The following is a 23,679-nucleotide window of genomic DNA, read 5'->3' on the forward strand; positions in this document are numbered from 1 at the left end:
GGAAAGGTCCGAAAAGCAGGCCTCGCGCCGCGAGTCCGTGCGGCGAACCTCGGGATTCCGGGTGTTTGCGAGTGTGTTACTTGATGAAGTCGTCCACGACACGGGGTGGCCAGGTGCCCACCGTCAGCACCCCCATCGCGTACGCGCGGGATACCAGAGCCGCACGGTTGGGAACCTTCAGTTTCCGCAGCAGTCCGGTGACGTGATACTCCACCCCTTGCCTGCTGAGATACAGCCGGGATGCCAGCGGAATCGTGGACAGACCCGCCGCGATCCCCTCCAGAATGCGCGCGTCGATCTCGCTGAGCAATTTCTTCCGCGGCGCCAGCACCGCGTCGCCCTCCGCGCTCTGCCCGGACCGCATCAGCACGAGAACCGCTGCCGGGTCGGGGGCGTAGCCGCTCACGGCGGCGGCCGTGAGGCTGCCGGTGAACGGGTCACCTGTGGGCCGCAGTGCCACTACATCCGCGGCGAACCGGTCGCGGCGGCCCTTCAGCAGCCGCTCGAACTGCCGCATGAGCGGCTGCCGCACACTGGGATGCACCAGATCGCGGAAACTGCGCCCGCAGACGTCGGGTGCCGTGGTCGAGGATTCGGAGGGGGAAGCGGCGAGCACGTCGGCGGAAGCCGCGGCAGGGGTCGCGAAGTGGCGGAAGAAGTCCTGGTTGGCCTGACGTATCGTCAGCCCCGTGTCCAGTACGGCCATGCACACGCCCGGCTGGTCGGGCGACGGCCGCGCTTCCCCCCGTCCCGCCGCACTCGCACTCCGGTCCGTGGAAATACGCGGAGAATCCATCAGAGCAGAAGACTTCAAGGGACCGTCATCCTTTCCAACCCCCCGTCTGCAAACCAGCAATCAAGAGATCGAGTGAGAAAGAGAAATCCGGGGAATACATCGGGCCGAGAATCCGAGGGCCCGGAAACCGTCGGGAGAGAATTGCGATCTCCCCGACGCATACGACACTAAGGAGCGATCCGGACAAGCGTCAACGCTCACCAGGCCCCTGCCGCTAAACCTGTGGTCGCACTCCCCCACGGTACGGTCCCGCACCACCCTTTCGGTCCCCCCGAACACCCCGCCCCGCCATTGCCCTTTCGGCCCCCCAGAATGCCCCGCCGTTGCCCTTTCGGCCCCCTCGAAGATCCCGCATTGCTTACCGCCGGTAAGCCGTACCGTCAGCGGGCATTCGACACGGCGTACTCAGCGCGGGACCAGCGCCCCGCCCGCACTCCGGCCTCCCAGCAGCTCCCGGCGCCCCACCACACCCAACTTCCGGTAGCACGACGTCAGATGCTTCTCCACCGCACGGGTGCTCACACCCAGTTCATCGGCGATTTCCTGATTGGTCAGGCCCCGGCCCACCAGCGAGACGACCTTGCGCTCGCTGTGGGTGAGCGACGCCTCCACTCCCGGGGCAGCGGTCCCCAGGGCCGCGCAGGCGCGTTCGGTCAGCCAGGGGGCGCCGCAGGCGGTGGCGAGATCGACGGCCTCGCGCAGCACCACCCTCGATTCCTTGCCGTCCTCCAGGGACCGGCCCAACTGGAGGAGCGTACGGGCCAGTTCGAGTCGGTGGGCGGACGTGCGGAGGATCGCGACGGACTCGCGCAGGGTGGGGACGCCCCCTCCGCCGGGCAGGAGGGCCTTCAGGCGCAGGGCGCGCCCGAGAGCGGCGGGGGCCGCCCACTGCCGCGCCCAGGCCAGCTCTTCCTCCGCCAGGGCCAGGGCCGAGCGGGGCCGGCCCAGGCGGTGGTGGAGGACGATGGCGCGCGGCCGCCAGGGGAAGAGGGCGGAGTTGCGCCAGCCGACCGCTTCCAGCTGGCGGCCGCAGGCCAGGAGCGACTGCAGGGCGTCGGAGCCGCGGCCGCGGCGGGCGTCGAGTGAGGCTTTGAGGAGTTGCAGCATCGCCGTCAGGGCGAGGCTGTCCGGCCAGCGCTGCCCGGCGTCCGCGAGGAGACGTTCGATCAGCTGGATGTCGCCGGACTCCATGGCCACCGCGGCCCGGACGGCGGCGGTGGGCTCGCGCCAGTCCGCATCGGCCAACGCGGCGGCCCGGTCGGCCTGTTCACGGGCCTGGATCAGGCGGCCGCAGGCCAGCTGGATCAGGGCGTTCTCGGCGTGCACCACCGCGTGCGGGCGGTCGGAGTGCTGCTCGCAGGAGAGGCGGGTGTTGATGCCCGCCACGGTGTCGGCGGCGTACAGGGCCACCGCGACCAGCGGGAGAGCGGTGCAGGCCCGTGCGGAGGTCACCGGCTCGCGTTCCAGGATCTGTCCCGCCAGGTCGGCGACCTCGGGTGCCGACAAGGCGCTGGAGAGGACCCCCGCGTTGATCAGGACGGCCGCCAGTTCGCGGGCGCCGCCGGTATCCAAGGGGGGCGGGGCGCCCAGTGCGCGCAGCCGTTCCACCGCACCGGTCAGTTCCGCCGGGTTCTCGTGCCCGGCGTGCCACAGGCGTGCTTCCAGACGCAGGGCGATTTCGCGGGCACACCCCTGGTGCGGCGCCATGGGGTCGAGGTCTTCGGAGACGTGGCGCAGCAGGTCCACCGCCGAAGCGGGGCCCTCCCCCAGGAAGCTGGGCGGGATGCGCAGGGTGGCGGCGGCCCGGTCGGTGGCCGAGGGCAGGAGGCGGACGGCCTGGCTGATGTGGCGTTCACAGGCGGCGGGGTCGATGCCGCGCTCGGCGTTGGCCAGCTCGATCAGCAGACGGGCTCGTTCGCCGTCGCCCCCGGTGCTCTCCAGCAGGGCACGCCGCAGACAGCGGGCGGCCGTATCCGGCGCGCCGCGACGCAGCGCGGCTTCCGCGGCCGTGCGCAATACGCCTACGGCCCATGGGCGTTGGGTGGCGGTGACGGCCATCAGCAGGTCCGCGACGTGTTCGGCGGGGCGGCCGGCCTGGTGGAGGAGTTCGGCCGCGGCGTCCCGCGCGCGTTCGCGTTCGGCGACGGTGAGGGCGGATTCGACGGCGTCGCGGACGACGCGGTGGACAAAGCGCGGGGTGTCCTGGGCGGCAAGCAGGCCGAGGTGGTGCAGGGTGCGCAGGGCCTGCTGGTATCCGATGGTGTCCAGTCGCGCGTGGCGCCGGATGAGGTCGGGCTCGCCGTGGTCGCCGAAGGCGGCGATGGCCGCGGCCAGGTCGCGCACGGGGCCGGGCTGGGTGTACAGGCAGCCGGCCAGGCGGTCGCGGAGCTGGGCGGGGCGCTGCGCGCGGGCCCGGCCGGCGTGTTCGGCGGTGGGAGGGTGGCCGCTGAGGGCCAGCTCGCGCAGGACGGACTGGAGGAAGAGGGGGTTGCCGGCACAGGTGTCGTGGCAGGCGTGGGCGTAGCTGTCGTCGGCGGGTTCGCCCAGGTGGCGGTGGATCAGGGCCCGGGTGCTGTCGAGCGAGAGCGGGGCGGGGCGCAGGACGTCGGCGGCGTCCGCGAGGTCGCGGATGAGCGGGTGCTGGGCGCGGGGGTCGCCGTCGCGCAGGGTGCATACGAGGACGGCCCGCAGCCCGTGCGGGCGCCGGGCCAGGTAGGCGAGCCAGCGCAGGGAGGGGAGGTCGGCCCACTGAAGGTCGTCGACGAGGAGGAGTACGGGGGCGGTGGCGCAGGCTTCGGCCAGCAGGGACCGCAGATCGTGCAGGACGGCTTCGGAGGCGGGGTCGTCCTGGTCTCCGGGAGCGGGGAGGCGGCCGGTGGGGCCCGGCGGGGCGGCGCCGCCCGCGTCCTGGTCGCCGGGGACGGTGAGGTCACCGGCCACCAGGGGTCCGAGGAGCTGGTGGACGATGCCGAAGGCGAAGTCCTGCTCCATGGAGGCGGCGTTGGCCCGTAAGACCCGTAGGGTGTCGGCGGGGTGGGCGCCGGCCTCCTGGAGGAGCGTGGACCGGCCGATGCCCAGGGGGCCGGTCAGCAGCACTACCGAGGAGCGGCCTGCCCGGGCCCGATGTACCGCGGCGTCGATACGGGCCAGTTCGGATTCCCGCTCATACAGCATCCGTTACATCCCTTTCGTCGGCAGGCTCCGCGCGCGGAGTTCCTTGCGTGAGGTGATGCGCAGCTTCTTGTACGTACTGCTCAGCCGGAGCTCGACGGTGCGCCGGCTCACCGCGAGCTGTTCGGCGATCTCTCGGTTTCCCAGGCCGCGGCGGGCCAGTTCGGCGGTCCGCCGCTCGGCGGGCGACAGGGCGGCCCACTCCTCGGGGAGGGGGGCGTCGTCGGGGGTGGTGGGCTGTTCCAGCCGGGTGGTCAGCCACCGTACGCGTTCGGCGAGGCGACGGGAGGTGTGGGTGCCGGTGAGGCGGGACAGTTCGGTCAGCAGGCGGGCCGCGGTGGCGTGGTCACCCTTGGTGGTCTCCTCGGTGGCGAGTTCGGCCAGGGCCCAGGTGTAGCCGAGCCGGGCGGGCAGCTCGCGGGGGACGCGGGGGGATGTGCGGACGCCGGCGCCCGGTTCCCGGTGAGCGAGGAATCCGGCACACAGCTGCGCCAGGCCCAGTGCGCTGGGGGCGCCCCAGTGGCGGGCGAGGGTGAGTTCCTCGCGGATCAGGCGCTGGGCCTGTTCCTGGTCGCCGAGTGCGACACAGGCGCGGGCGGCCAGCGAACGCCAGGGCAGCACGGCGGGGTTGGCCCATTGTTTGCGCAGCAGCCAGCGTCCGCTCTCCTTGAACAGTTCGACGGCCTGGTCCCAGCGTTCTTCGTCGGTGGCCACACGGGCGCGGGCATACAGCAGGGAGGGCCAGTGGGCGCCATATTCGGATCCGGGCGGCATGGGGGTGCCGACCAGGGCGCGGGCGTCGTCGCGGCGGCCGGTCTCCAGGGCGATGAGGGTGCGTACGGCCATGAGGTACGGGACGGCCAAGGGGTGCCAGGCGGCGGCGGGCAGTGCCCGTTCGGCGGCGTCCACCGCGCGTTCGGCGGCGTCCACGCGGCCGCCGCGCAGGTGCAGTTCAGCGCTCAGGACCAGGGCGCGGGCGAGAGGGGGCTGGCAGTGGCGGCGGCGCAGTTCGGCGACGAGGGCGGCGAGGCGGTCCTCGGCTTCGACGGCGGCGTCGGTGAGCCACAGCGCCCTGGCGGCGACCAGGCGGGGCATCACGGGTGCGGCGCCGCCTGCCGTCAGCGCCTGGCGGGCCAGCTCCGCGGACCGTGCGCGGTCCCGGCCGCGGGCGGCGAGCTGCCAGGCGCGGATACCGGCCTGGGCGGGCGCGCGGGGATGTTCGGGCAGGGCGGGGACGCCGGGGGCGGGGACCTCGGTGACCTCGGGCTCGGTCCGGGCGGCGTACCAGTAGAGCGCGATCAGATCGTCGCGCTCGCTGCCGTGGGCGGTGGCGAGGGCCTGGGCGGCGGTGCGGCGCCCCCAGGTCTCGTCGCCGCGGGCCAGGCCCACGTCCAGGGCGCGTACGCGCAGTTGGGCCCAGGGTTCGCCCTCGCCCGGGGCGTGGATGAGGGCGGTGAGCCTGCGGTCGCCGGCTTCGGGGGCGGCCGCTGCCTCGGCGCAGGCCAGGTCGAGGCCGAGGTGTGCGCGTTGCAGGGGGTCCTGGGGCTCGTCGAGTGCGCGGTGGAGGTAGCTGGCGGCGCGGGTGAAGTCGCCGCGGCGCAGGGCCGCGCCGAAGCTGCCGCGCAGGGTGTGGACCGCCCAGGGCTCGCCGATGGGCGGTGCCTGGAGGAGCAGGCGGGCGATGTCCTCGTCGTCGGCCGCGGCCCGGTAGGCGAGGCGGGCGGCATCGGCGTGCAGGGCGGCGCGTTCGGCGGCGGGCGTGTCCTCCAGGACGCGGTCCCGGACGACGGGCAGGCGGATGCGTTCGTAGGAGCCGTCGGGGACGGTGAAGCCGGCCGCTTCCAGCGCGGCGCGCAGCCGGGATTCGCGTACGGTGCGCAGCCCGGCCAGCGCACAGACCAGGGAGAAGTCCAGCAGGTCGCCGCCGACGGCCAGCGCGCGCAGCACGGCGGTGGTCTCGTCGGTCAGCCCCCGCAGGGCGCGCCCCGCACGGTCGCCGATGATGGCCGTGATCAGGGTGCGCAGCTGCGGGACGCGGTCGGCGGTCGGGCGGTGGCCGGCGTCGGCGAAGCAGCGCAGGGCCGCGTGCACCACGGCGGGGCTGCCGGACGCCTGGCTGGCCGCGGCGGCGAACGCCTCGTCGCAGGGGGTGCCGCAGATCTGCTCGGCGAGGACGGCGACCGCGCGAGGGCTCAGTGGACGGACGGTGAGGTGGCGGGTCAGCCGCGCGGAGGGAGCGGCGTCGGCCAGCCAGTCGGGGCCGTGCGGATCCAGGCCGGTGCGGCCGATGAGCAGGGCGAGGGGGATGCCGGTGGACAGGCGGCGTACCAGGGCCTGGAGCCAGTGCAGGGAGGCCGCGTCCAGCCACTGCGCGTCCTCCACCGTCACCAGCGTGGGGGTGCGGCGGGCGGTGTGCAGGAGTTCCGGCAGGCCCGGCAGGCCGTCCGGCTCGCGGGGCCCGCGCAGGACCCGCAGGGAGCGTTCGGCCACCTCGCCCAGCGGGGTGAGGAGTTGGGCCACCGCTCCGTGGCGCAGGTCGCGTTCGACCAGGGAGCCGGTGACGCGCAGGACGCGTACCGAGCGCTCCTCGGCGAGGCGGGCGGTCCAGCGCAGCAGGGCGTTGTGCCCGAAGCCGGGGCGGCCGGTCACGGAGACCACGGCGGGGCGGCCTTCGCCGAGCGCGACCACCACGCGCCTCAACTCGGCCTGTTCCTCCTCGCGTTCGAGCAGGGGCGGGTCGGTGCGTCGAGGCCCCTCCAGTATAAACCCAGCGTATAGCTGCTCACCCTTCAGCCCCTTCGCAGATGTCACCTGGCCGCCCCTCAGCGCTGTCCGCGCGGCCGCGGCGCCTGCCATGGCGCCCCCGCCCCGCGGACGCCCGGGGAGCGCAGAACCGCGGCGAGCTGGGCGCGCTCGGCGATGTCCAGCTTGCGGTACACGTTGGTCAGATGGGTCTCGACCGTCCGTACGGTGACATACAGCGACTGGGCGATCGAACGGTTTCCGGCGCCGCCCGCGGCGAGGCCGGCGACCTTGCGTTCCATACTGGTGAGCAGGTCCAGGGGCGAGGCGGTCATCTTCCGCATGCGGCCGCCCGCCGCCAGCAGGGCGCCGCGGGCGTTCTGGCCCAGCGCGAGGGCGCCGCAGCGCTGGGCGAGGTCGGCCGCGGCGCGCAGGTGCTCCCGCGCGGCGGGGCGGTCGTCGGCCGCCAGCAGCGCCTGCCCCAGGGCGAGTTCGGCACGGGCGTGTTCGACGCGGGCCGGTGAGGCGGACAGCTCCCGCACCGCCTCCCCCAGCAGTTCGACGCCCTCCTCGCCGGGGGCGGCCACGCCGCGGGCCAGGGCGGCCAGGCCGAGGACGCGGGGGGTGCCCCAGCGCCGTGCGAGCCGCGTGCCGTGCGCGGCGGGTTCCCGGGCCTCCTCGGTGCGGCCCAGTTCCGCGAGCACGCAGGACGCCTCCACCCACCAGGGCAGGTATGCCGCGTGGTGTACTTCGGCCTCCGCCAGTGACCTGCCGCACTCGCGGAACAGCGCCAGCGCGCCCTCCGCGTCCCCCAAGGCATGGCGGGCACGGCCGTGGGCCATGAGGTAGCGGTGGTAGGTCCACACGTACTGATCACGCCCGGCGGGTCCGGTGCTGGTCAGCAGCTTCTCGGCACGCGCGGCCTCGCCCCGGTCCACCAGGACGCCCGCCAGGGCCACCCGCGGCAGGACCAGCCGCTCGCCCCACCGCTCCGCGCCACTGATCTGCACCGCCGTCCCGGCGTCCGCGAGCGCGTCCGGGAGCGCGCCCAGGCCGTGCAGGAGCAGGGCACGGGTGGAGAGGGCCACGGAGTAGGTCCATACGGCGGAGTTCTCCCGGCCATGGCGCAGGAGACGGTCCAGCACGTGCAGCGCGTCCTCGGTGCGGTCGGCGAGGCCCAGGACGAAGGCGGAGTTGATCAGGGACCAGCTCTTCAGGGGAAGCTGGGGTGAGCAGGCCGCGCGCAGGGCCCACTTCACCGCCGGTTCGGGGGCCTGGTCGCCGAGCGCCGTCAGTACGGCCATCGCGGCCAGCTTCTGGCGCTGGGCGGGGGTGTCGCCCTCGGGCACGGTCATCGCCGCGGCCCGCTCCCGGGTCGCGGCGATCGTGCTGCGGCCGTGTGAGCCGACGATCAGCAGCACCGACTCGAGCAGCGTGCACAGTTCCCGGTCGGCGGGCAGGGGGTCGGGGCCGAGTTCGGCGTCGAGAGCGGCCAGGACGTCTTCGAGCATGCCCAGGGCCGTGCAGCTTTCGCGCGCGGCCAGGCAGGTCGTGCCGAACTGCGCGGCGATCCGCGCCCGGGTACGGATGTCGACGCCGGGCGCCAGCGCTCCGCGGAGCAGGCCGATGGCCTCGGGCGGGTCGGTCTCGGCCAGCGCTCCGGCCAGCCGTACGCGCACCTCCACGCTGTCGGGATCCACCTCCAGTACCCGGTACAGGTAACGGGCCGCGGTCTCCGGCGCGCCGCGCGCCCCGGCCCGGGCGGCGGCCTCCAGCAGGACGCCGGGCATCCATGGTGCGGAGAGGGAGGGCAGCGGCAGGAGGTGTTCGGCGACCGCTTCGGCGGGCCGGCCGGCGTCGCTCAGGAGCAGGGCCGCCCGCGTGCGCAGGCCCGACAGCGCCTGGGTGTCCAAGGGTTCCAGCACCGCGGCGCGCACCGCGCCGTCCGCCAGGTGCCTGGCGCCGGGCATCAGCAGGCCGGCTTCCCGCAACACCGTCAGGGCGTCCTCGACGACCTCGGCGGGGACGGCAGCCAGGGGGCCGATGTGGTCGGCACCCCGCTCGCCGAGGACCGCCACCGCCCGCGCGACCTCACCGACCCAGGGCGGCCGGCGGTCCAGGAGTTCACGTGCCCAGTGGGCCAGTACGCGACCGCCGGTCTCGGCGATCCGGTCGGCGCCGCCCACGCCCGAACCGGCGCCCTCGGCCCGCAGTTCGCGCAGCAGGCGGCCCAGCAGGCGGGGGTTGCCACCGGTCACGGCACGGGCGCGGGTGACGAAGGCGAGGGCGGCGGGTGCCGGGAAGAACTGCCGTACGGCCTCGGCGACATCTGTCTCGGTCAGCGGCCCGAGGCGCAGCGTCGTGGTGCGACGGTGGGCGGTGAGGTCTGTCAGGGCGCGGTGGGCCGGGGCACCGGGCGCGAGGGCGGCGGCCTCGGTCCGCTGGGTGAGGACGACGAGCAGCGGGAGGCCGTCGGCCCGGCGCAGCAGGAAGTCCAGCCAGCGCAGGGAGAGTTCGTCGCAGTGGTGGACGTCGTCCAGGGCCAGGACGAGCGGGCGGCGGCTCAGCTCGTCCGCCGCGAGGCGGTACAAGTCGTGGAACGCGCGCTGGACGGCGGGGGCGTGCGGCGGCTCGCCGGCCAGTACGCCAGGGGTGAGGGCGAGGAGGGCGTCGCGGGCGGCACCTTCGGGGGAGGCGTCCCGCACGGTCGCGACGGGGCCGAGCAGGGTGCGTACGCCACTTAAGGAGTCATCCGAAGAGTCATCCGAGGTGCCCTCCGCGCAGACCCCGTGCAGAACCGTCGCGTGTCGGCAGGCGTCCCCACCCAGGAAGGTACTCAGGAGGGCAGACTTGCCGATTCCGGTCGGACCGGTCACAACTACCGAGTTCGCGCTTCCCCAACGTGCCGCGCGGGCAAGCTCATTGAGTGTCCCCACGTCGTCGGTCCGGCCGACCAAGGCGCCGTCCAACCGGGTTCCGTCCGACAAAGGGCTGTCTAACGAGGAATTCGCGCTCCGGTCTCGCACCATAGGGCTGGCTCCTCGCACCTCGGGACACAACGGATGCGACGAAAGCTCACCACATCGTGCTGTAAATCACCCTAAAGAGTGATGTCCGACGTGCGCCAGAGTACATGATCAACAGACTCGGTGGCCAGGAAGGCAGGTCAGTGCGTGCCCTCCTGGGTGAACTCCTCCGAAGCGGTGAGGCGTTCACGCAGCAGCGCCAGTACGGCGGGGGCCTGGGAGCTGAGGAAGAAGTGACCGCCCGGATAGACCCGGAGGTCGAACGCGCCCGTAGTGTGTGCGCGCCAGTCCTCGGCCTCCTCCAGCGTGGTCCTGGGGTCGTTGTCACCGGTCAACGCGGTGATCGGCGCCTTGATCGCCGCCCCGGGGTCGCAGCGGTAGGTCTCCACCGCGGTGTAGTCGCTGCGGATCGCCGGGAGGATCATGCGCAGGAGCTCCTCGTCGCCGAGCAGCGAGGCGTCCGTACCGGAGAGCAGCTTCAGCTCGGCGACGATCCCGTCGTCGTCGCGCCGGTGCACGCTCTCCGCGCGGTAGCGCGAGGGGGCACGCCGCCCCGAGGCGAAGAGATGGGTCAGTTCGCCGCCGTCGGCCTCCAGCCGCCGGGCCACCTCGAACGCGACCATCGCGCCCATGCTGTGCCCGAAGAACGCCGTCGGCCGCGACGTGAGCCGGCCCCGCAGGGCCGCGTACACCTGATCGGCCATGGCCGCGATGTCGCCGGGGCTGGTCTCGGCACGCCGGTCCTGGCGGCCGGGGTACTGCACCGACAGCACCTCCGCCACGGGCGAGAGCTCTGCCGACACGGGGAAGAAGAAGGGGGCCGAACCGCCCGCGTGCGGAAAGCAGACGAGCTGGCGCGGGCGGTCCGGCGCGGGGTGGTAGCACCGGGCCCAGAGCCCTTCCGCCGTGGTCGTCGTCATGGTGCGGGTTCCTCCTCCTCGTGAGGGCGCCGGACCGGTCCGCCGGGATACGGCGGCCGGTCACCGCGCCTGTGGTCCACACCCATTCCACAAGGAGGAATGCGGGAAATCACCTAGTGTCCGTGGTACATAGCGTCCGTGGTCCGCAGTGTCCGTGCTCCGTAGCGTCCGTGGTCCGCGTGACGGCGGGCCCGCCGGGCCGGAGCCGTACGGGATACACCCGGGCCGGGCCCTGCCGTCACCCGGGAATCCGGGTGTCCCGTGTGCCCGGCTACCAGCTGGCGGCCAGCAGCAGGTCCCCGTACTCGCGCTCGCGGGACGCCTGGCGCAGGTCGGAGTCGACCATCATGCGCATCAGTTCGGGGAAGTCGACGCTGGGCTCCCAGCCCAGCTGGTTGCGGGCGCGCTCGGCGTCCGCGCACAGGATCTCCACCTCGGCCGGGCGCACCAGCGAGGGGTCGATACTGACGTAGTCCTCCCAGTTCAGGCCCACGTGCTCGAAGGCGATACGGACGGCGTCGCGGACCGAGTGCATCTCACCGGTTCCGATCACATAGTCGCCCGGCTCGTCCTGCTGGAGCATCAGGTGCATGGCGCGGACGTAGTCTCCGGCGAAGCCCCAGTCACGTACGGCGTCGAGGTTGCCCAGGGAGAGCTTGTCCTGGTAGCCGAGCTTGATACGCGCCACCGCGAGGGAGATCTTCCGGGTCACGAACTCCGCTCCGCGGCGCGGGGATTCATGGTTGAACAGCATGCCGGAGACCGCGTACATCCCGAAGGACTCGCGGTAGTTGCGGGTGATGAAGTGCCCGTAGGTCTTCGCCACGCCGTAGGGGCTGCGTGGCCGGAAGATGGTGGTCTCGCACTGCGGGGTCTCGGCGACCTTGCCGAACATCTCCGACGAGGAGGCCTGGTAGAAGCGCATCTGGCCACTGCCGGCGCCGCGCGAGCCGTTCAGGCCGCTGACCATGCGAATCGCCTCGAGCATACGCAGGACACCCATGCCGTTGATCTCGGTGACGAGTTCGGCCTGCTGCCAGGACATCGGTACGAAGGAGATCGCACCGAGATTGTAGATCTCGTCGGGCTGCACCTTGTCGACGGCGGAGACCAGGCTTGCCTGATCCATCAAGTCGCCGTCGACGAAGGACAGTTCGGAGACGAGCCGGCTGACCCGCGACTTCCGTGGGTTCGCCTGCCCTCGGATCAGGCCCCACACCTGGTACCCCTGCGCGAGCAGGTGCTCGGCCAGATACGAGCCGTCCTGCCCGGTAATGCCGGTGATCAGCGCACGCTTGGACATCTCATTCCTCTCCTCCGCATAGAACAGACCGCCCAAACGCAGAGCCGAGTCGGCTACGTGGCCTCTTGGCATCGGGTGGCATCGAAAACGCCGCGGTCCGGACGCTGGGTAATCGCACGCTTCCAAGCGGCCGGTCGCGATGTCAAGAAATTCCGGGCACACTAGGGAATTCCTGAGTCCCAACCACCGTTTCACTGCCGGTTGTTGAGACCGCTGCCGGGCCACGCCGAACCGCCGGACCCGGTACGGCCCGGCAAAAAGACACCCCGCCGACGGGACACTAGGGGATTTCGGGTGTGCGGTGCGCTGCACTGTCCGGGTGTGCCCCCGTAGGCCCGGCCGGCGCCCTCATCCCCGCCGCCGGACGAGCCTGCCCGTCTCCTGGAGCGTCGCCCGGTGCTGTTCAGACTTCTGCGAATCCACCTGCGGCCCCACCGGCGCTCCCTCGCCCTGCTGGGACTCCTGCAACTGGTGCAGATCCTGGCCACGCTGGCCCTGCCGACACTGGGCGCCGCGGTTATCGACAACGGCGTGGTCAAGGCCGACAGCGGCTATATCACCCGGACCGGCCTGGCCATGCTGGCCGTGGCGCTCGTCCAGATCGCGGCGTCTGTGGGCGCGGTGTCGCTGGGCGCCCGTACGGCCATGGCGATGGGCCGCGACCTGCGCTCGGCCGTCTTCCGCCGGGTGCTGGACTTCTCGGCCCGCGAGGTCGGGCAGTTCGGCACTCCGTCGCTGATGACGCGGACCGTCAACGATGTGCAGCAGGTTCAGATGCTGGCGCTCTCCGCGTTCGGCGTCGCCGTATCGGCACCCCTGATGTGTCTGGGCAGCGTCGCGCTCGCACTCCAGCAGGACATCGAACTCGCTCTCCTCCTGGTGGCACTGGTGGTGGTCCTCGGAATGTCCTTCGGACTCATTCTCGGCCGCACCGATCCGTTCTACGCCCGTATGCAGAAATACCTGGACCACATCAACGGGCTCCTGCGCGAGCGCATTACCGGAGTCCGCGTCGTACGGGCCTTTGTGCGCGATTCCCATGAAAGCGCGAGATTCGGCCGCGCCAATTCCGAACTGCGCGACATCTCACTGCGCGTCGGCCGGCTTCTGGCCACCGTCATTCCCGTCGTACTGCTGGCCCTGAACGCCTTCATGGTGGCCGTGCTGTGGTTCGGAGCCCACCGCGTCGAGGCCGGGGCGCTGCGGTTCGGCGCGCTCAGCGCGTTTCTCAACTACCTGATGCTGGTCCTGATGTCGGTGGTGATGGTGACCTTCGTGTGTCTGGCGATGCCGCGGGCGCGGGTCTCGGCCGAGCGCATCCAGCAGGTGCTGGCGGCCGAGCCGAGCGTGTCGGCGCCGCCCGAGCCCGTACACGCCATGCCGGCGATCGGCCAACTGTCCTTGCAGGGAGCCGAGTTCCGCTATCCGGGAGCGAAGGAGCCGGTGCTGAGCGGGATCGATCTGAGCGCCGGTCCCGGCGAGACGGTGGCGATCCTCGGCAGCACCGGAAGCGGCAAGACCACCCTGCTCAATCTGGTGCTCCGGCACTTCGACGCCACCGGCGGCTCCGTCCGCGTAGGCGGCGTCGACGTCCGCGCACTGGCACCGGAGGTCCTGCGCCGCACCGTCGGCTTCGTACCGCAGCGGCCGTACCTCTTCTCCGGCACCGTCGCCGGCAATCTGCGTTTCGGCGATCCGGACGCCACCGACGACGAACTCTGGCGCGTGCTGGAGATCGCCCAGGCCCGGGATTTCGTCCAGCGCCTGCCCGAGGGGCTGAATTCGCCGATCAGCCAGGGCGGCACCAATGTGTCCGGCGGACAGCGGCAGCGCCTGGCGATCGCTCGCACCCTGCTGCGCAGGCCGGACATCTACCTCTTCGACGACTGCTTCTCCGCGTTGGACCACGTCACGGACGCCGCGCTGCGGGCCGCACTGGAGCCGGAGCTCTCCCGGGCGACGGTGCTCACCGTCGCCCAGCGCGTCAGCACCGTCCGGCACGCACAGCGCATCGTGGTCCTGGACGCGGGGCGGGTGGCCGCCACCGGAACACACGAGGAACTGCTGCGTACCAGTACGACGTACCAGGAGATCGCCCGGTCCCAACTCACCACGCTCACCGGCCGCTACCGCGGCTCCGGCCCGGATGCCGGAGCCGCCACGACTCTTCAGGAGGTTGTCCATGGTCCCGGCGGACACTAGCCGTGGGCGACGCGGTCCCGTCCGCGCCAGCCGGGGGCGGCCGCCCGGCCCCATCCGCCGCACGCTGGGACTGCTGCGCCCGCACCGTGCCCGGGTGAGCGTGGCGGTCGTCCTCGGCATCGGCGGTGTCGCGCTCAACGCGTCGGGCCCGATGCTCCTGGGCAGGGCCACGGACCTCGTCTTCGACGGTATCCGGCACACCCATGGATCCGGGGGAGTCGACTTCGACGGTATCGCGCGGGTACTGCTGATCGCGCTCGCGCTCTTCGGCGCCGGATCCCTCCTCACCCTCCTCCAGGGGCGGCTGGTCGCGGCCGTCGTCCAGCGTGCGGTGTTCACCCTGCGCCGGTCCGTGGACGCCAAACTCGCCCGCCTGCCGCTGCGGTACTTCGACCGCCACCCGGCGGGCGAGGTGCTCAGCCGGGTGACCAATGACGTCGACAACCTCCAGCAGACCCTCCAGCAGACCCTCAGCCAGCTGATCACGGCGGCGTTCTCCGTGCTGACCATGCTGGTGCTGATGTTCGTCATCTCGCCGCTGCTGGCTCTGGTCATGCTGGCCTGCGTTCCGGTGTCGGCCGTGCTCGCCGCCCTGGTCGGCAAGCGCGCACAGCCGCGGTTCGCGCAGCAGTGGTCCGCCACCGGAGCGCTGAACGCCCAGGTCGAGGAGGTCTACACCGGACACGCGCTGGTCAAGGGCTTCGGACGGCGCGAGGAGGCCGAGCGGGCCTTCGACGAGCACAACCACGCCCTGTACCGCGCCGGCGCGCGGGCCCAGTTCGTCTCCGGCGCCATCGAACCCCTGATGACGTTCGTCTCCCACCTCGGCTATGTCGTCGTGGCGGTCATCGGTGCGCTGCGCGTGGTCGCCGGCGCCCTGTCCATCGGCGACGTCCAGGCGTTCATCCTCTACTCCCGGCAGTTCAGTCATCCGATCGTCGAGGTCGCCGGTATCGCCGCCCGCCTGCAGTCCGCCCTCGCCTCCGCGGAGCGGATCCACGACCTCCTGGACGCCGACGAACAACGCCCCGGCCCCGATCGCCCCGCACGGCTCCAGAACACCCGCGGACACGTCCGGTTCGAGAATGTCTGCTTCCGCTACTCCCCCGACACCCCCCTCATCGAGGACCTCTCCCTCACCGTCGAACCCGGCCAGACCGTGGCGGTCGTCGGTCCGACCGGCGCGGGCAAGACCACCCTGGGCAACCTCCTCATGCGGTTCTACGAGACCGACGAGGGCCAGATTCTCCTGGACGGGACCGATATCACCACCCTGGCCCGCGAAGAGCTGCGCTCCCACATCGGCCTGGTGCTCCAGGACGCCTGGCTGTTCTCCGGCACCATCGCCGAGAACATCGCCTACGGGCGCCCCGACGCCACCCGCGAGGACATCGTGGCCGCCGCCCGCGCCACCTGCGCCGACCGCTTCATCCGCACCCTGCCCGACGGCTACGACACGGTCCTGGACGAGGAGTCGGCCGGTGTCAGCGCGGGTGAGAAGCAACTCCTCACCATCGCCCGCGCCTTCCTGGCCCGGCCCTCGATCCTGCTCCTGGACGAGGCGACCAGCTCCGTCGACACCCGCACGGAGGCCCTCATCCAGCGCGCGATGCACTCGCTGCGCGCGGGCCGCACCAGCTTCGTCATCGCCCACCGGCTCTCCACCATCCGCGACGCGGACCTCATCCTCGTCATGGAAGGCGGCCGCATCGTCGAGCGCGGCACCCACGACCAGCTCCTGGCCGCCGAAGGGGCCTACGCCCGGCTGCACTCGGCGCTGGGACCCGGTGCCGGGCCGGGGCCAGGTGCCGAGCCGGGGAGCGCCGATCTGGAGAACGCCGCACCTCGCTGACCGGCCCCGTCCTGAGCACGGTCCCATCCGCTCGCGCCACGAAGACGGCCGAAAGAAAACCGATGAGAAGGATTGTTTGATGATACTGATGAGGGGGCGGCCGCCGTAGCGCGCGCCGCGCTGCACGACGGGGAGGACAGGGGCGAGAGTCATGACAGTCGGCATGGTGCGCTTCGCCGTGCTCGGTCGGCTACGGGCCTGGCGTGGCGACAGCGAGCTGGAGCTCGGCTCACGGCAGCAGCGGACCCTCCTCGCGCTGCTGTTGCTGCGGCAGGGCCGGCCGGTGACGATCAGTGGGCTGGTGGCCGAGGTGTGGGGGGAGGACGCACCGGCGCGGGCTGAGGGCACGCTGCGCACGTACGTGTCGCGGTTACGCAAGCTCCTGGAGCCCGAGCGGGATGCGGGGTCGGCCCCGAGCGTCCTCGTCTCGGTCTCCGACGGCTACGCGGTCCGCACACCACAGGACGCCCTGGACCTGGGGGAGTTCGAGTCCTTCGTGGCCGCCGCCGAGCGCGAGCGCTTAGCCGGCCGCTCGGCCGGGGCCCGTGACCTGCTGGGCTCTGCCCTCGCGCTGTGGGGCGAGGAGCCCTTGCAGGGGCTGGCCGGGCCCGGCATCGAGGCACAGCGGGCCCGGCTCGCCGACCGCAGGCTGGCGGTGCTGGAGAGCCGGCTCGTACTCGACCTCGAACTGGGCCGGCACACCGCCGTGCTGAGCGAGCTGGCGGCGCTCGCGGAACAACACCCGCTGCGGGAGCCGCTGTACGCGCTGCTGATGCGGGCACTGGTCCTCTGCGGCCGGCCGGACGAGGCGCAGGCCGCCTATGCGCGCATACGCCGTGCCCTGGCCGAGGAGTTCGGCCTCGACCCCGGGCACGAGCTGGCCGCCCTCGCCCGGGACATCGCCGCCGACGGCACCCTCGCGTCGTCGCACCCTGCCGATCGGGAGGGCGGGGAGCCGGACCGCCTCCCCTGCCCCGCCCAGCTCCCCGGCGATATCGCGGACTTCACGGGTCGCGCCGGTGCGGTACGCGCGGTGTGCGAACTGCTCGCCGCGCCCGCGGAAACCGGAGCCGCCGTGGTGGCGGTGTCCGGCCTGGCCGGGGTCGGCAAGAGCGCGCTGGCCCTGCACGCCGCGCACCGGACGCGGGCGGGCTTCCCGCACGGGCAGCTGTACGCGGACCTTCGGCACCCGTGCGGTCACCCCGTCGCCCCGGCCACGGCACTCGAATCCTTCCTGCGGGCATGCGGCGTCGCCGACGCCGACATCCCCGCCGGGACCGCCGAGCGCACCTCCCTCTTCCGCGCCCGGATGGCGGGCCGGCGCATGCTCGTCGTCCTGGACAACGCCGCCGGGACCGACCAGATCCGCCCCCTGCTCCCCGGCACCGCCTCCAGCACCGTCCTCGTCACCAGCGGCCCCAAGCCGGCCGGGCTGCCCGGCACCCGCTTCGTACACCTCGACGCCATGGCGCCCGACGAGGCACTGGCTCTGCTCGGGCGGGTGGTCGGCCCGGAGCGGGCCGCCGCCGAGCCGGAGGAGTGCGCCCGGCTCGTGGAGAGGTGTGGCCACCTGCCGCTGGCCGTGCGCATCATGGCCGTTCGCCTGGCCACCCGCCCCTCGTGGACCGTCGCCTCGCTCGTTGCACGCATGGCGGACGGGGAAGGACGACTGGCCGAGCTCAAGGTCGGCGGCCTCGCCGTGGAAGAGGTCTTCCGGCGGGAGTATGGACAGCTGCCCGAGCCATTGCGGCGGGCCTTCCGGCTGCTCCCGCCGGCCGACAAGCCGGACGCCGCCTTCCGGGCCGCCGGCATCGCGTCCTCCCTCGGCAGATCTCCGCAGGGCGCTGAAGAGCTGTGCGAGTCGCTGGTCGACCTCAGCCTCCTGGAGTCACCGGAGCCCGGCCGGTACCGCTTCCACAGCCTGCTGGCCGAGTTCGCCCGCACCCGGGCCGACGACGACACCGGTGTGCACGCGGCAGCCGACCCCGGGCGGCGGTATCCCGCCCCCGGGCCGCCTGCTGCCGCCCCGGTCCGGCGCATCCCGCGCAGCCACCGGCTCAACGCGGTGCGGTACGCGCGCGCCGCCGCGCGAGTCCGCTCCGAGTGCGAGGCGATGCCACGCCCGACGCCCTCGCGCCCGGCCGCACCGTCCGAGTGGGCTTCGTGCACCGACTGCGCCTCCTAGGAGCCTTCCGCCCCTGACCATCAGGCAGGCCCTGGGAGACGCCCCCTCCAGTAGGTCCCCCAACGTGGCGGGCCCGGAGGCCGACACCACGGGCGGGCCTCCCGTCCCCGCACCACCCCAGCGATCCGGAGTTCGACGTGCCCCATCCCGCCCCCACCCGCACCGCCCATGACCCGCGGCCCCAGCTTTCCTTCCGCGTTCTGGGCCCCGTACAGACCGTCACCGACGGCGCCGAGACCGACATCCGGCCGCCACTGTGCGCTGCCGTCCTGGCCGCTCTGCTGCTGCGGCAAGGACGGCCCGGCTCCGCGTCGGCGCTCATCGAGGACGTGTGGGGAGACGCCGCGCCGCCGCACGCGCTCGGCGCACTGCGCACCCACGTGTCCCGCCTGCGCAGGATGCTGGAGCCCGGGCGCGCCGCGCGCACCCCGGCCCGGATCCTGGTCTCCCACGGCGAGGGGTACGCGCTGCGGCTGGAGCCGGGTGCCCTCGACCTCGCGGAGTTCGACCGGCTGACGGACGCGGCCGAGCGGGCGCGCTCCGCCGGCCGGCCGCAGGAAGCGCGCTCCCTGCTGGACGCGGCACTTCAACTGTGGCGCGGCGAGCCCCTGTCGGGCGTACCCGGTCCGTACGCCGCCGCCCAGCGGGCCCGGCTCACCGAGCGGCGCCTCGCCGCCGTCGAGGCGCGCTGGGAAGCGGAACTCCAGCTGGACGGGCACGCCGCGGCGATCAGCCCGCTGCAAGCCCTGGCAGATGACCATCCGCTGCGGGAGCGGACGCAGGAACTGCTGATGACGGCGTTGTACGAGGCGGGCCGGCAGGCCGAGGCCCTCGAGGTGCACGCCCGCGCCCGCCGCGCGCTGCGTGCGGCGGGCGCGGTGCCGGGCCCCAGGCTGGAGCGGATCCACCGGCGCATCCTCACCGGAGCCGCGGCCCCCGCGACGGCCGGGGGCCTGACGGCCCTCCGCGTGCCGCCGGGGACCGCCGACTTCACCGGGCGCGAGGACACCATCCACCACCTGCGCACCGCGCTGGACCACGGCCGGGTCGTGGCCGTCAGCGCCGTGAGCGGTATGGGCGGTGTCGGCAAGACCGCTCTCGCCGTGCACGTGGCACACGGCCTGAGCACACGCTTCCCCGACGGGCAGCTCTTCGTCGACCTGCGGGGCACCGACGCGCTGCCCGCCGACCCGGCTCAGGTGCTGGGCGACTTCCTGCGCGCCCTGGGCGTCGTCCCCGGCCGCATCCCCGCGCTGCCGGCCGAACGCGCCGCCCTCTACCGCTCCCTGATGGCTGACCGCCGGGTCTTCGTGCTCCTCGACAACGCCCGCGACCTCGACCAGGTCCGTGACCTGCTGCCCGGGGGACCCGGCTGCGGCGTGCTGGTCACCAGCCGCACCCGGCTGGCGGGGCTGCCCGGCGCCACCCTGGTCGACCTGCGGGAGCTGACCGAGCACGAGGCGCTGGCGCTGCTGGTACGGCTCATCGGCGAACGACGCGTACAGGCCGAGGAGGAGGCCGCCCGGCAGCTGCTCGACGACTGCGGGCGGCTGCCGCTGGCGATCCGCATCGTCGCGGCCCGGCTGGCGGCCCGACCCGCCGCCTCCCTCGCGCAGACCGCGCGGGCACTCGCGGACGAGCGGCAGCGCCTGGCCGAGCTGTCCGGCGACACCGACGACGTCGAGACCACCTTCCGGCTCGGCACCGACCTGCTCGACGCCGAGCAGCTCCGGGCGTTCCGGCTGCTCGCCCTGCCCGAGGTCCCCGAACTGACCCGGGCGGCAGCGGCGGTCCTGCTGGACCGCACCGAGCGGCAGACCGAGGACCTGTGCGAGACTCTGGTCGACCTGAGCCTGCTGGAGTCCGTCGGGCCCGGCCGCTACCGGTACCACGACCTGCTGCGCCTGTACGCCCGCAAGACCGCCGCCGAAGAGATACCCGCCGACGAGTGCGACGACGCGCTGCTGCGGCTCCTGGAGTCCTACCTCGCCCTGGCCCGCGACGCCTACCGTGGCGTCACGGCAGGCGACGCCTTCCCCGTCACGCTCATCCCGGTGCCGTCCGCGCGAGGCCACTTCGCCACGCAGGACAGTGCCACGACATGGCTGCTCGACGAGCTCTCCGCAGTGCTCGCGCTGACCGAGCAGGCCGCGCGCCACCCCCGACTCCCGGTGACCATCGCCGCCGAGCTGCTGCTGTCCGCCGACCCGCTGGGCCGCCACGCGAACCAGCCGCACGGCCTGTACCGGGCGGCCCGGGCCGTCCTGGAGGCGGCCGAAGACTCCGGCGACCCCGGGGCCGAGGCCGTCGCCCACTACATGCTGGGCGGCTCCCACGCCCAGCGCTTCGAACTCGCCACGGCCGTACGGCACTTCCAGGTCACGGCCGACATCTGCCGCCGTGCGGGGCACTCGACGCTGCTCGCCCTCACCCTCGGCGTCCAAGGGGGCTGCGCGCTGGGCCTGCACGACTTCCCGGCCGCGCTCGACCAGCTCACCGAGGCCATGCCGTTGGCCGAAGCGGCACAGAGTCCCGGCTGTGTCGCGTATGTGCGTGGCTTCCTGGGCCTCGCCCAACTGGCGAACGGGGCACCGGAGGCCGCGATGGAATCGGGCCGGGCAGCGGTCGCGGTCGCCGAGAGCTCCGGCGACCGCGAGGGTCTGGCCCAGGCGTTGCGCGTGCTGGGCCAGATCTGCTTGTGGCTCGGCAGCCCGGACGAGGCGCTGGACTGCCTCACCCGCAGCCTGGACCTCTGGCGCGCCACCGGCTCCCGCTTCCGCGAGTCCCTGGCCCTGAGCCTGCTCGCCGAGGCCCACAACCTCCTGGGCCGGCCCGAGGAGGCCGCGGCATGTGCCGAGCAGGCCAGGGAGTGCGCCGAGCGGCATGGTGGTGGCTATCTGCTGGGCAGGGCCCTCGCCCAGCTCGGCCACGCCTGCGCGGCCCGCGGCCGGGCGAGCCAGGCCGCATTCCACTACCGGCAGGCGCACACCCTCTTCGAACGGCTCGGGATGCCCGAGGCCCGTGAAATCGCGGCCAGGCTGAACAGCTGACCCAGCAGCCGGCCTCCGGTTCCCACGGCGCCCGCCGAAAACCTCGGCGGGCGCCGTTTTTGCTGCCCCTTCTCCTCACCCCCCTTCTCCTCACCCCCTTCTCTCGCCCCCTTCTCCTCGCCCCCTTCTTCCGGCCTCCTTCTCCCCGCCTCCTCCGGGTGCCCGGAGCATCCCGTGTCCCGGACGCAAGCCGCGCCGGCGTATCAGGAGCAGCTCGCCACGCGCTGACAGCTGGAGCAGCTCGCCACGCGCTGACAATCCGTTGATGCGCGGTTTATCGACCGCGTATCCGGCGGTGCCACGCTCATTGAGCCCGCCCCGCGACCCCGTCCCCACGCTCTTCTCGCTGTCACATCGGAAGGGCACGATCGCCCGCGCCACGCAGGACGCCCTGGCCGCGCTCGGCGGCAGTCCCCCACCTGCCCCCACCGACACCAGGAGAGCCACATGGCCAACACCGCAGCCCAGCAGGCCCCCGCCGCCGGCCCGGACGCCGCCACTGGACACGAACTGGCCGACACCGTCCGCGCGACCATCGCGGACGTCCTGGGCACCACGCCCGACGCCATCGTCGACAGCGCCGACCTCGAAGCCGACCACGGCATCGACAGCCTGGAGCTGATGGCCATCGGAGCCCAGCTCGAACGCGCCCTCGGCGTCGAGATCGCTCCCGAGGACCTGATGCGCGCCGACAACGTCGGCCATGCCATCGCCCTTCTGGCCCGGCAGCAGGCCGGCCGATGACCTCTCCGCATCGATGGCCTCTCCGCATCGACGAAGTGGGCGCACGCCTAAAGGGAATCCAGTGAACGCGAAAGGGAATCCGGCGGGAATCGGCGCGTCACCCGGCAAATGCGCGGTATTTCACAATACCCTTCATTAACTGTATGGAATCGATCGATTACCGATCGAATCTGTTCATCCTATTCGGAGATGACATGCCTAAGCTTCGTAAAGCTGCCGCCGTGGCAGCCGTCCTCGTCGGCATCAGCGTCCTCGGCACCGGCACGGCCAACGCCGGTGGCGGACGAGACGGCGGCAACCACAGCCGCACCCAGTCGAACCGCGTCGATTCCCCTCAACAGCAGTCGGCCCGCAAGGCCCCTCACCCGAAGCCCTGGAACGGCGCCCGCCAGCAGGGCAAGTCGCACGGCCACAGGCTCGAGATCCGCCAGAGCACCTCGTGCAGGACGCACGAGGCGAACGTCGACGTACTCGGCAACGTCAGTATCCTCGACGGCCTGTTGACCAACGCGGGCAACGGCGAAGGCCACCATCACCACCCGGACGGGCAGTCCACCGGGGTCGGCACGACCGCGGGGTGCAACAACGTCTTCCGCGGCTGAGGAAAATGGGCCCCGGCGCCGCGCCACACGCGCGCGGTGCCGGGGCCCGGCCCTCTCAGAGACCAAGAGCAATTCACCCAGGCTTGGCGCACTTCGGGACGCACTTCGTGACGCCGCCCGGCGGGGGTCGTGACGCCCCCCGGCCGTTCCACCACAATGGACGGGGCCGTGGGCGGGGCACGGGAGGTCAACGGGTCGGAGGGGCGCGGGGTGTTGACGGAGGCGTGGGAGCAGCAGAACGTCTGGTCGCAGGCAGCGGACCGGGTGAAGGCGTCGATCGTCAGGGCCCGGCTGCTGGCCCTGCTTCTGGGGGTCTCCTTCGCCGTGCTGGGGGCGGCTTCCGCGCAGCTGATGGCGGTCAGTGCGGTCTGGGGAAAGTCCCTGGCGTTCGCCGCCGCGGTGGCCGCGGCGAGCGCTTCTCTGGTCGCCCAGCGCGCCACCCCGCAGCGCATCCGGGACTGGACCCGGCTGCGCTCCCTGTCCGAGGGGATGAAGGCGCAGCTCTACGCGCGGCTGGCGGGCGGCGGCGCGTACCGCACCGGTGACCCGGACGCGCTGCTCGCCGAACGGATCGACGGACTCCGGGCGGACGGCGCGGACCTGGCGCGGCACTGCGCACACCTGGTGCCGGTTTCCCGCCCGCTGCCGGCCGTCCACGACCTCGCGTCCTACATGGACCTCCGGGTCAGGGGCCAGATCGCCGGCTACTACCGGCCGAACGCCGTACTGATGGGCCGCCGGCTGGCCGCCGTACGACGTGCCGAACTGACGCTGAGTGCGGCCGCCGCCGTACTGGCAGCGGCCGGCGGGGCCTTCGAACTCGCCGCGACCGGCGTGTGGTTGGGGGTGGCAGCCACCGTCACCATGGCGGTGACCGCGCATGCGGCGGCGGCCAAGTACGACTACCAGGAGCTGGAGTTCTCCCGTACGGCGGAGGAGCTGGACCGGGTGTACCGGCACTGGCGCAGGCAGCCGCCCGCCGGGCCGGCGGACGAGGACCGGATCATCGAACGCTGCGAGGACGTGATCTCGGTCCAGAACGAGGCATGGATGGTGAAGTGGCAAGGGCAGTGAGTCACGGCCCTT

General features: G+C 72.8%; 13 protein-coding genes. 7 read left to right on the plus strand and 6 right to left on the minus strand.

Features of this window, described 5'->3' with window-relative positions:
• Positions 1 to 76 precede the first annotated feature (76 nt).
• From ACFY12_RS27530 to ACFY12_RS27555, 6 genes are all read right to left on the minus strand, one after another.
• A complete protein-coding gene (locus tag ACFY12_RS27530) occupies positions 77 to 796 on the minus strand; it encodes a LuxR C-terminal-related transcriptional regulator (protein WP_390718722.1) in 720 nt (239 codons plus the stop codon).
• Between the two features lie 405 nt (positions 797 to 1,201).
• Entirely contained in the window at positions 1,202 to 3,970 is a 2,769-nt protein-coding gene (locus tag ACFY12_RS27535; protein ID WP_390718592.1) for an ATP-binding protein, read from the minus strand.
• A 3-nt stretch (positions 3,971 to 3,973) separates the two neighbouring features.
• Entirely contained in the window at positions 3,974 to 6,778 is a 2,805-nt protein-coding gene (locus tag ACFY12_RS27540) for an AAA family ATPase (protein ID WP_390718593.1), read from the minus strand.
• A gap of 11 nt (positions 6,779 to 6,789) precedes the next feature.
• Complete coding sequence (locus tag ACFY12_RS27545; protein ID WP_390718594.1) at positions 6,790 to 9,738, minus strand: AAA family ATPase; 2,949 nt, start codon at positions 9,736 to 9,738, stop codon at positions 6,790 to 6,792.
• A 137-nt stretch (positions 9,739 to 9,875) separates the two neighbouring features.
• Positions 9,876 to 10,655, minus strand: a complete 780-nt coding sequence (locus ACFY12_RS27550) for a thioesterase II family protein (RefSeq protein ID WP_390718595.1) — start codon at positions 10,653 to 10,655, stop codon at positions 9,876 to 9,878.
• A 271-nt stretch (positions 10,656 to 10,926) separates the two neighbouring features.
• Complete coding sequence (locus ACFY12_RS27555; protein WP_390718596.1) at positions 10,927 to 11,958, minus strand: GDP-mannose 4,6-dehydratase; 1,032 nt, start codon at positions 11,956 to 11,958, stop codon at positions 10,927 to 10,929.
• A gap of 396 nt (positions 11,959 to 12,354) precedes the next feature.
• Here ACFY12_RS27555 and ACFY12_RS27560 point away from each other — a divergent pair, with 396 nt between their 5' ends.
• The 7 genes from ACFY12_RS27560 (at position 12,355) to ACFY12_RS27590 (ending at position 23,667) form a co-directional block, all read left to right on the plus strand.
• Positions 12,355 to 14,160 carry an ABC transporter ATP-binding protein gene (locus ACFY12_RS27560; RefSeq protein WP_390718597.1) on the plus strand — a complete coding sequence of 602 codons (1,806 nt, stop codon included), beginning with the start codon at positions 12,355 to 12,357 and terminating at the stop codon, positions 14,158 to 14,160.
• A complete protein-coding gene (locus ACFY12_RS27565) occupies positions 14,105 to 16,012 on the plus strand; it encodes an ABC transporter ATP-binding protein (protein WP_390718598.1) in 1,908 nt (635 codons plus the stop codon). Before ACFY12_RS27560 ends, ACFY12_RS27565 begins: the two co-directional genes overlap by 56 nt.
• Before the next feature lie 151 nt (positions 16,013 to 16,163).
• Positions 16,164 to 18,197: a BTAD domain-containing putative transcriptional regulator gene (locus tag ACFY12_RS27570; RefSeq protein WP_390718599.1), complete on the plus strand. Its 2,034-nt coding sequence runs from the start codon at positions 16,164 to 16,166 to the stop codon at positions 18,195 to 18,197.
• Positions 18,198 to 18,334: 137 nt separating this feature from the next.
• Positions 18,335 to 21,247, plus strand: a complete 2,913-nt coding sequence (locus ACFY12_RS27575; RefSeq protein ID WP_390718600.1) for a BTAD domain-containing putative transcriptional regulator — start codon at positions 18,335 to 18,337, stop codon at positions 21,245 to 21,247.
• Positions 21,248 to 21,694: 447 nt separating this feature from the next.
• Complete coding sequence (locus ACFY12_RS27580; protein ID WP_390718601.1) at positions 21,695 to 21,991, plus strand: acyl carrier protein; 297 nt, start codon at positions 21,695 to 21,697, stop codon at positions 21,989 to 21,991.
• A 143-nt stretch (positions 21,992 to 22,134) separates the two neighbouring features.
• Positions 22,135 to 22,593, plus strand: a complete 459-nt coding sequence (locus ACFY12_RS27585) for a hypothetical protein (protein WP_390718602.1) — start codon at positions 22,135 to 22,137, stop codon at positions 22,591 to 22,593.
• Between the two features lie 168 nt (positions 22,594 to 22,761).
• Positions 22,762 to 23,667, plus strand: a complete 906-nt coding sequence (locus ACFY12_RS27590; protein ID WP_390718603.1) for a DUF4231 domain-containing protein — start codon at positions 22,762 to 22,764, stop codon at positions 23,665 to 23,667.
• Positions 23,668 to 23,679: the final 12 nt, after the last annotated feature.

It is taken from the genome of Streptomyces sp. NPDC001339 (assembly GCF_042895955.1).
GTDB lineage: Bacteria > Actinomycetota > Actinomycetes > Streptomycetales > Streptomycetaceae > Streptomyces.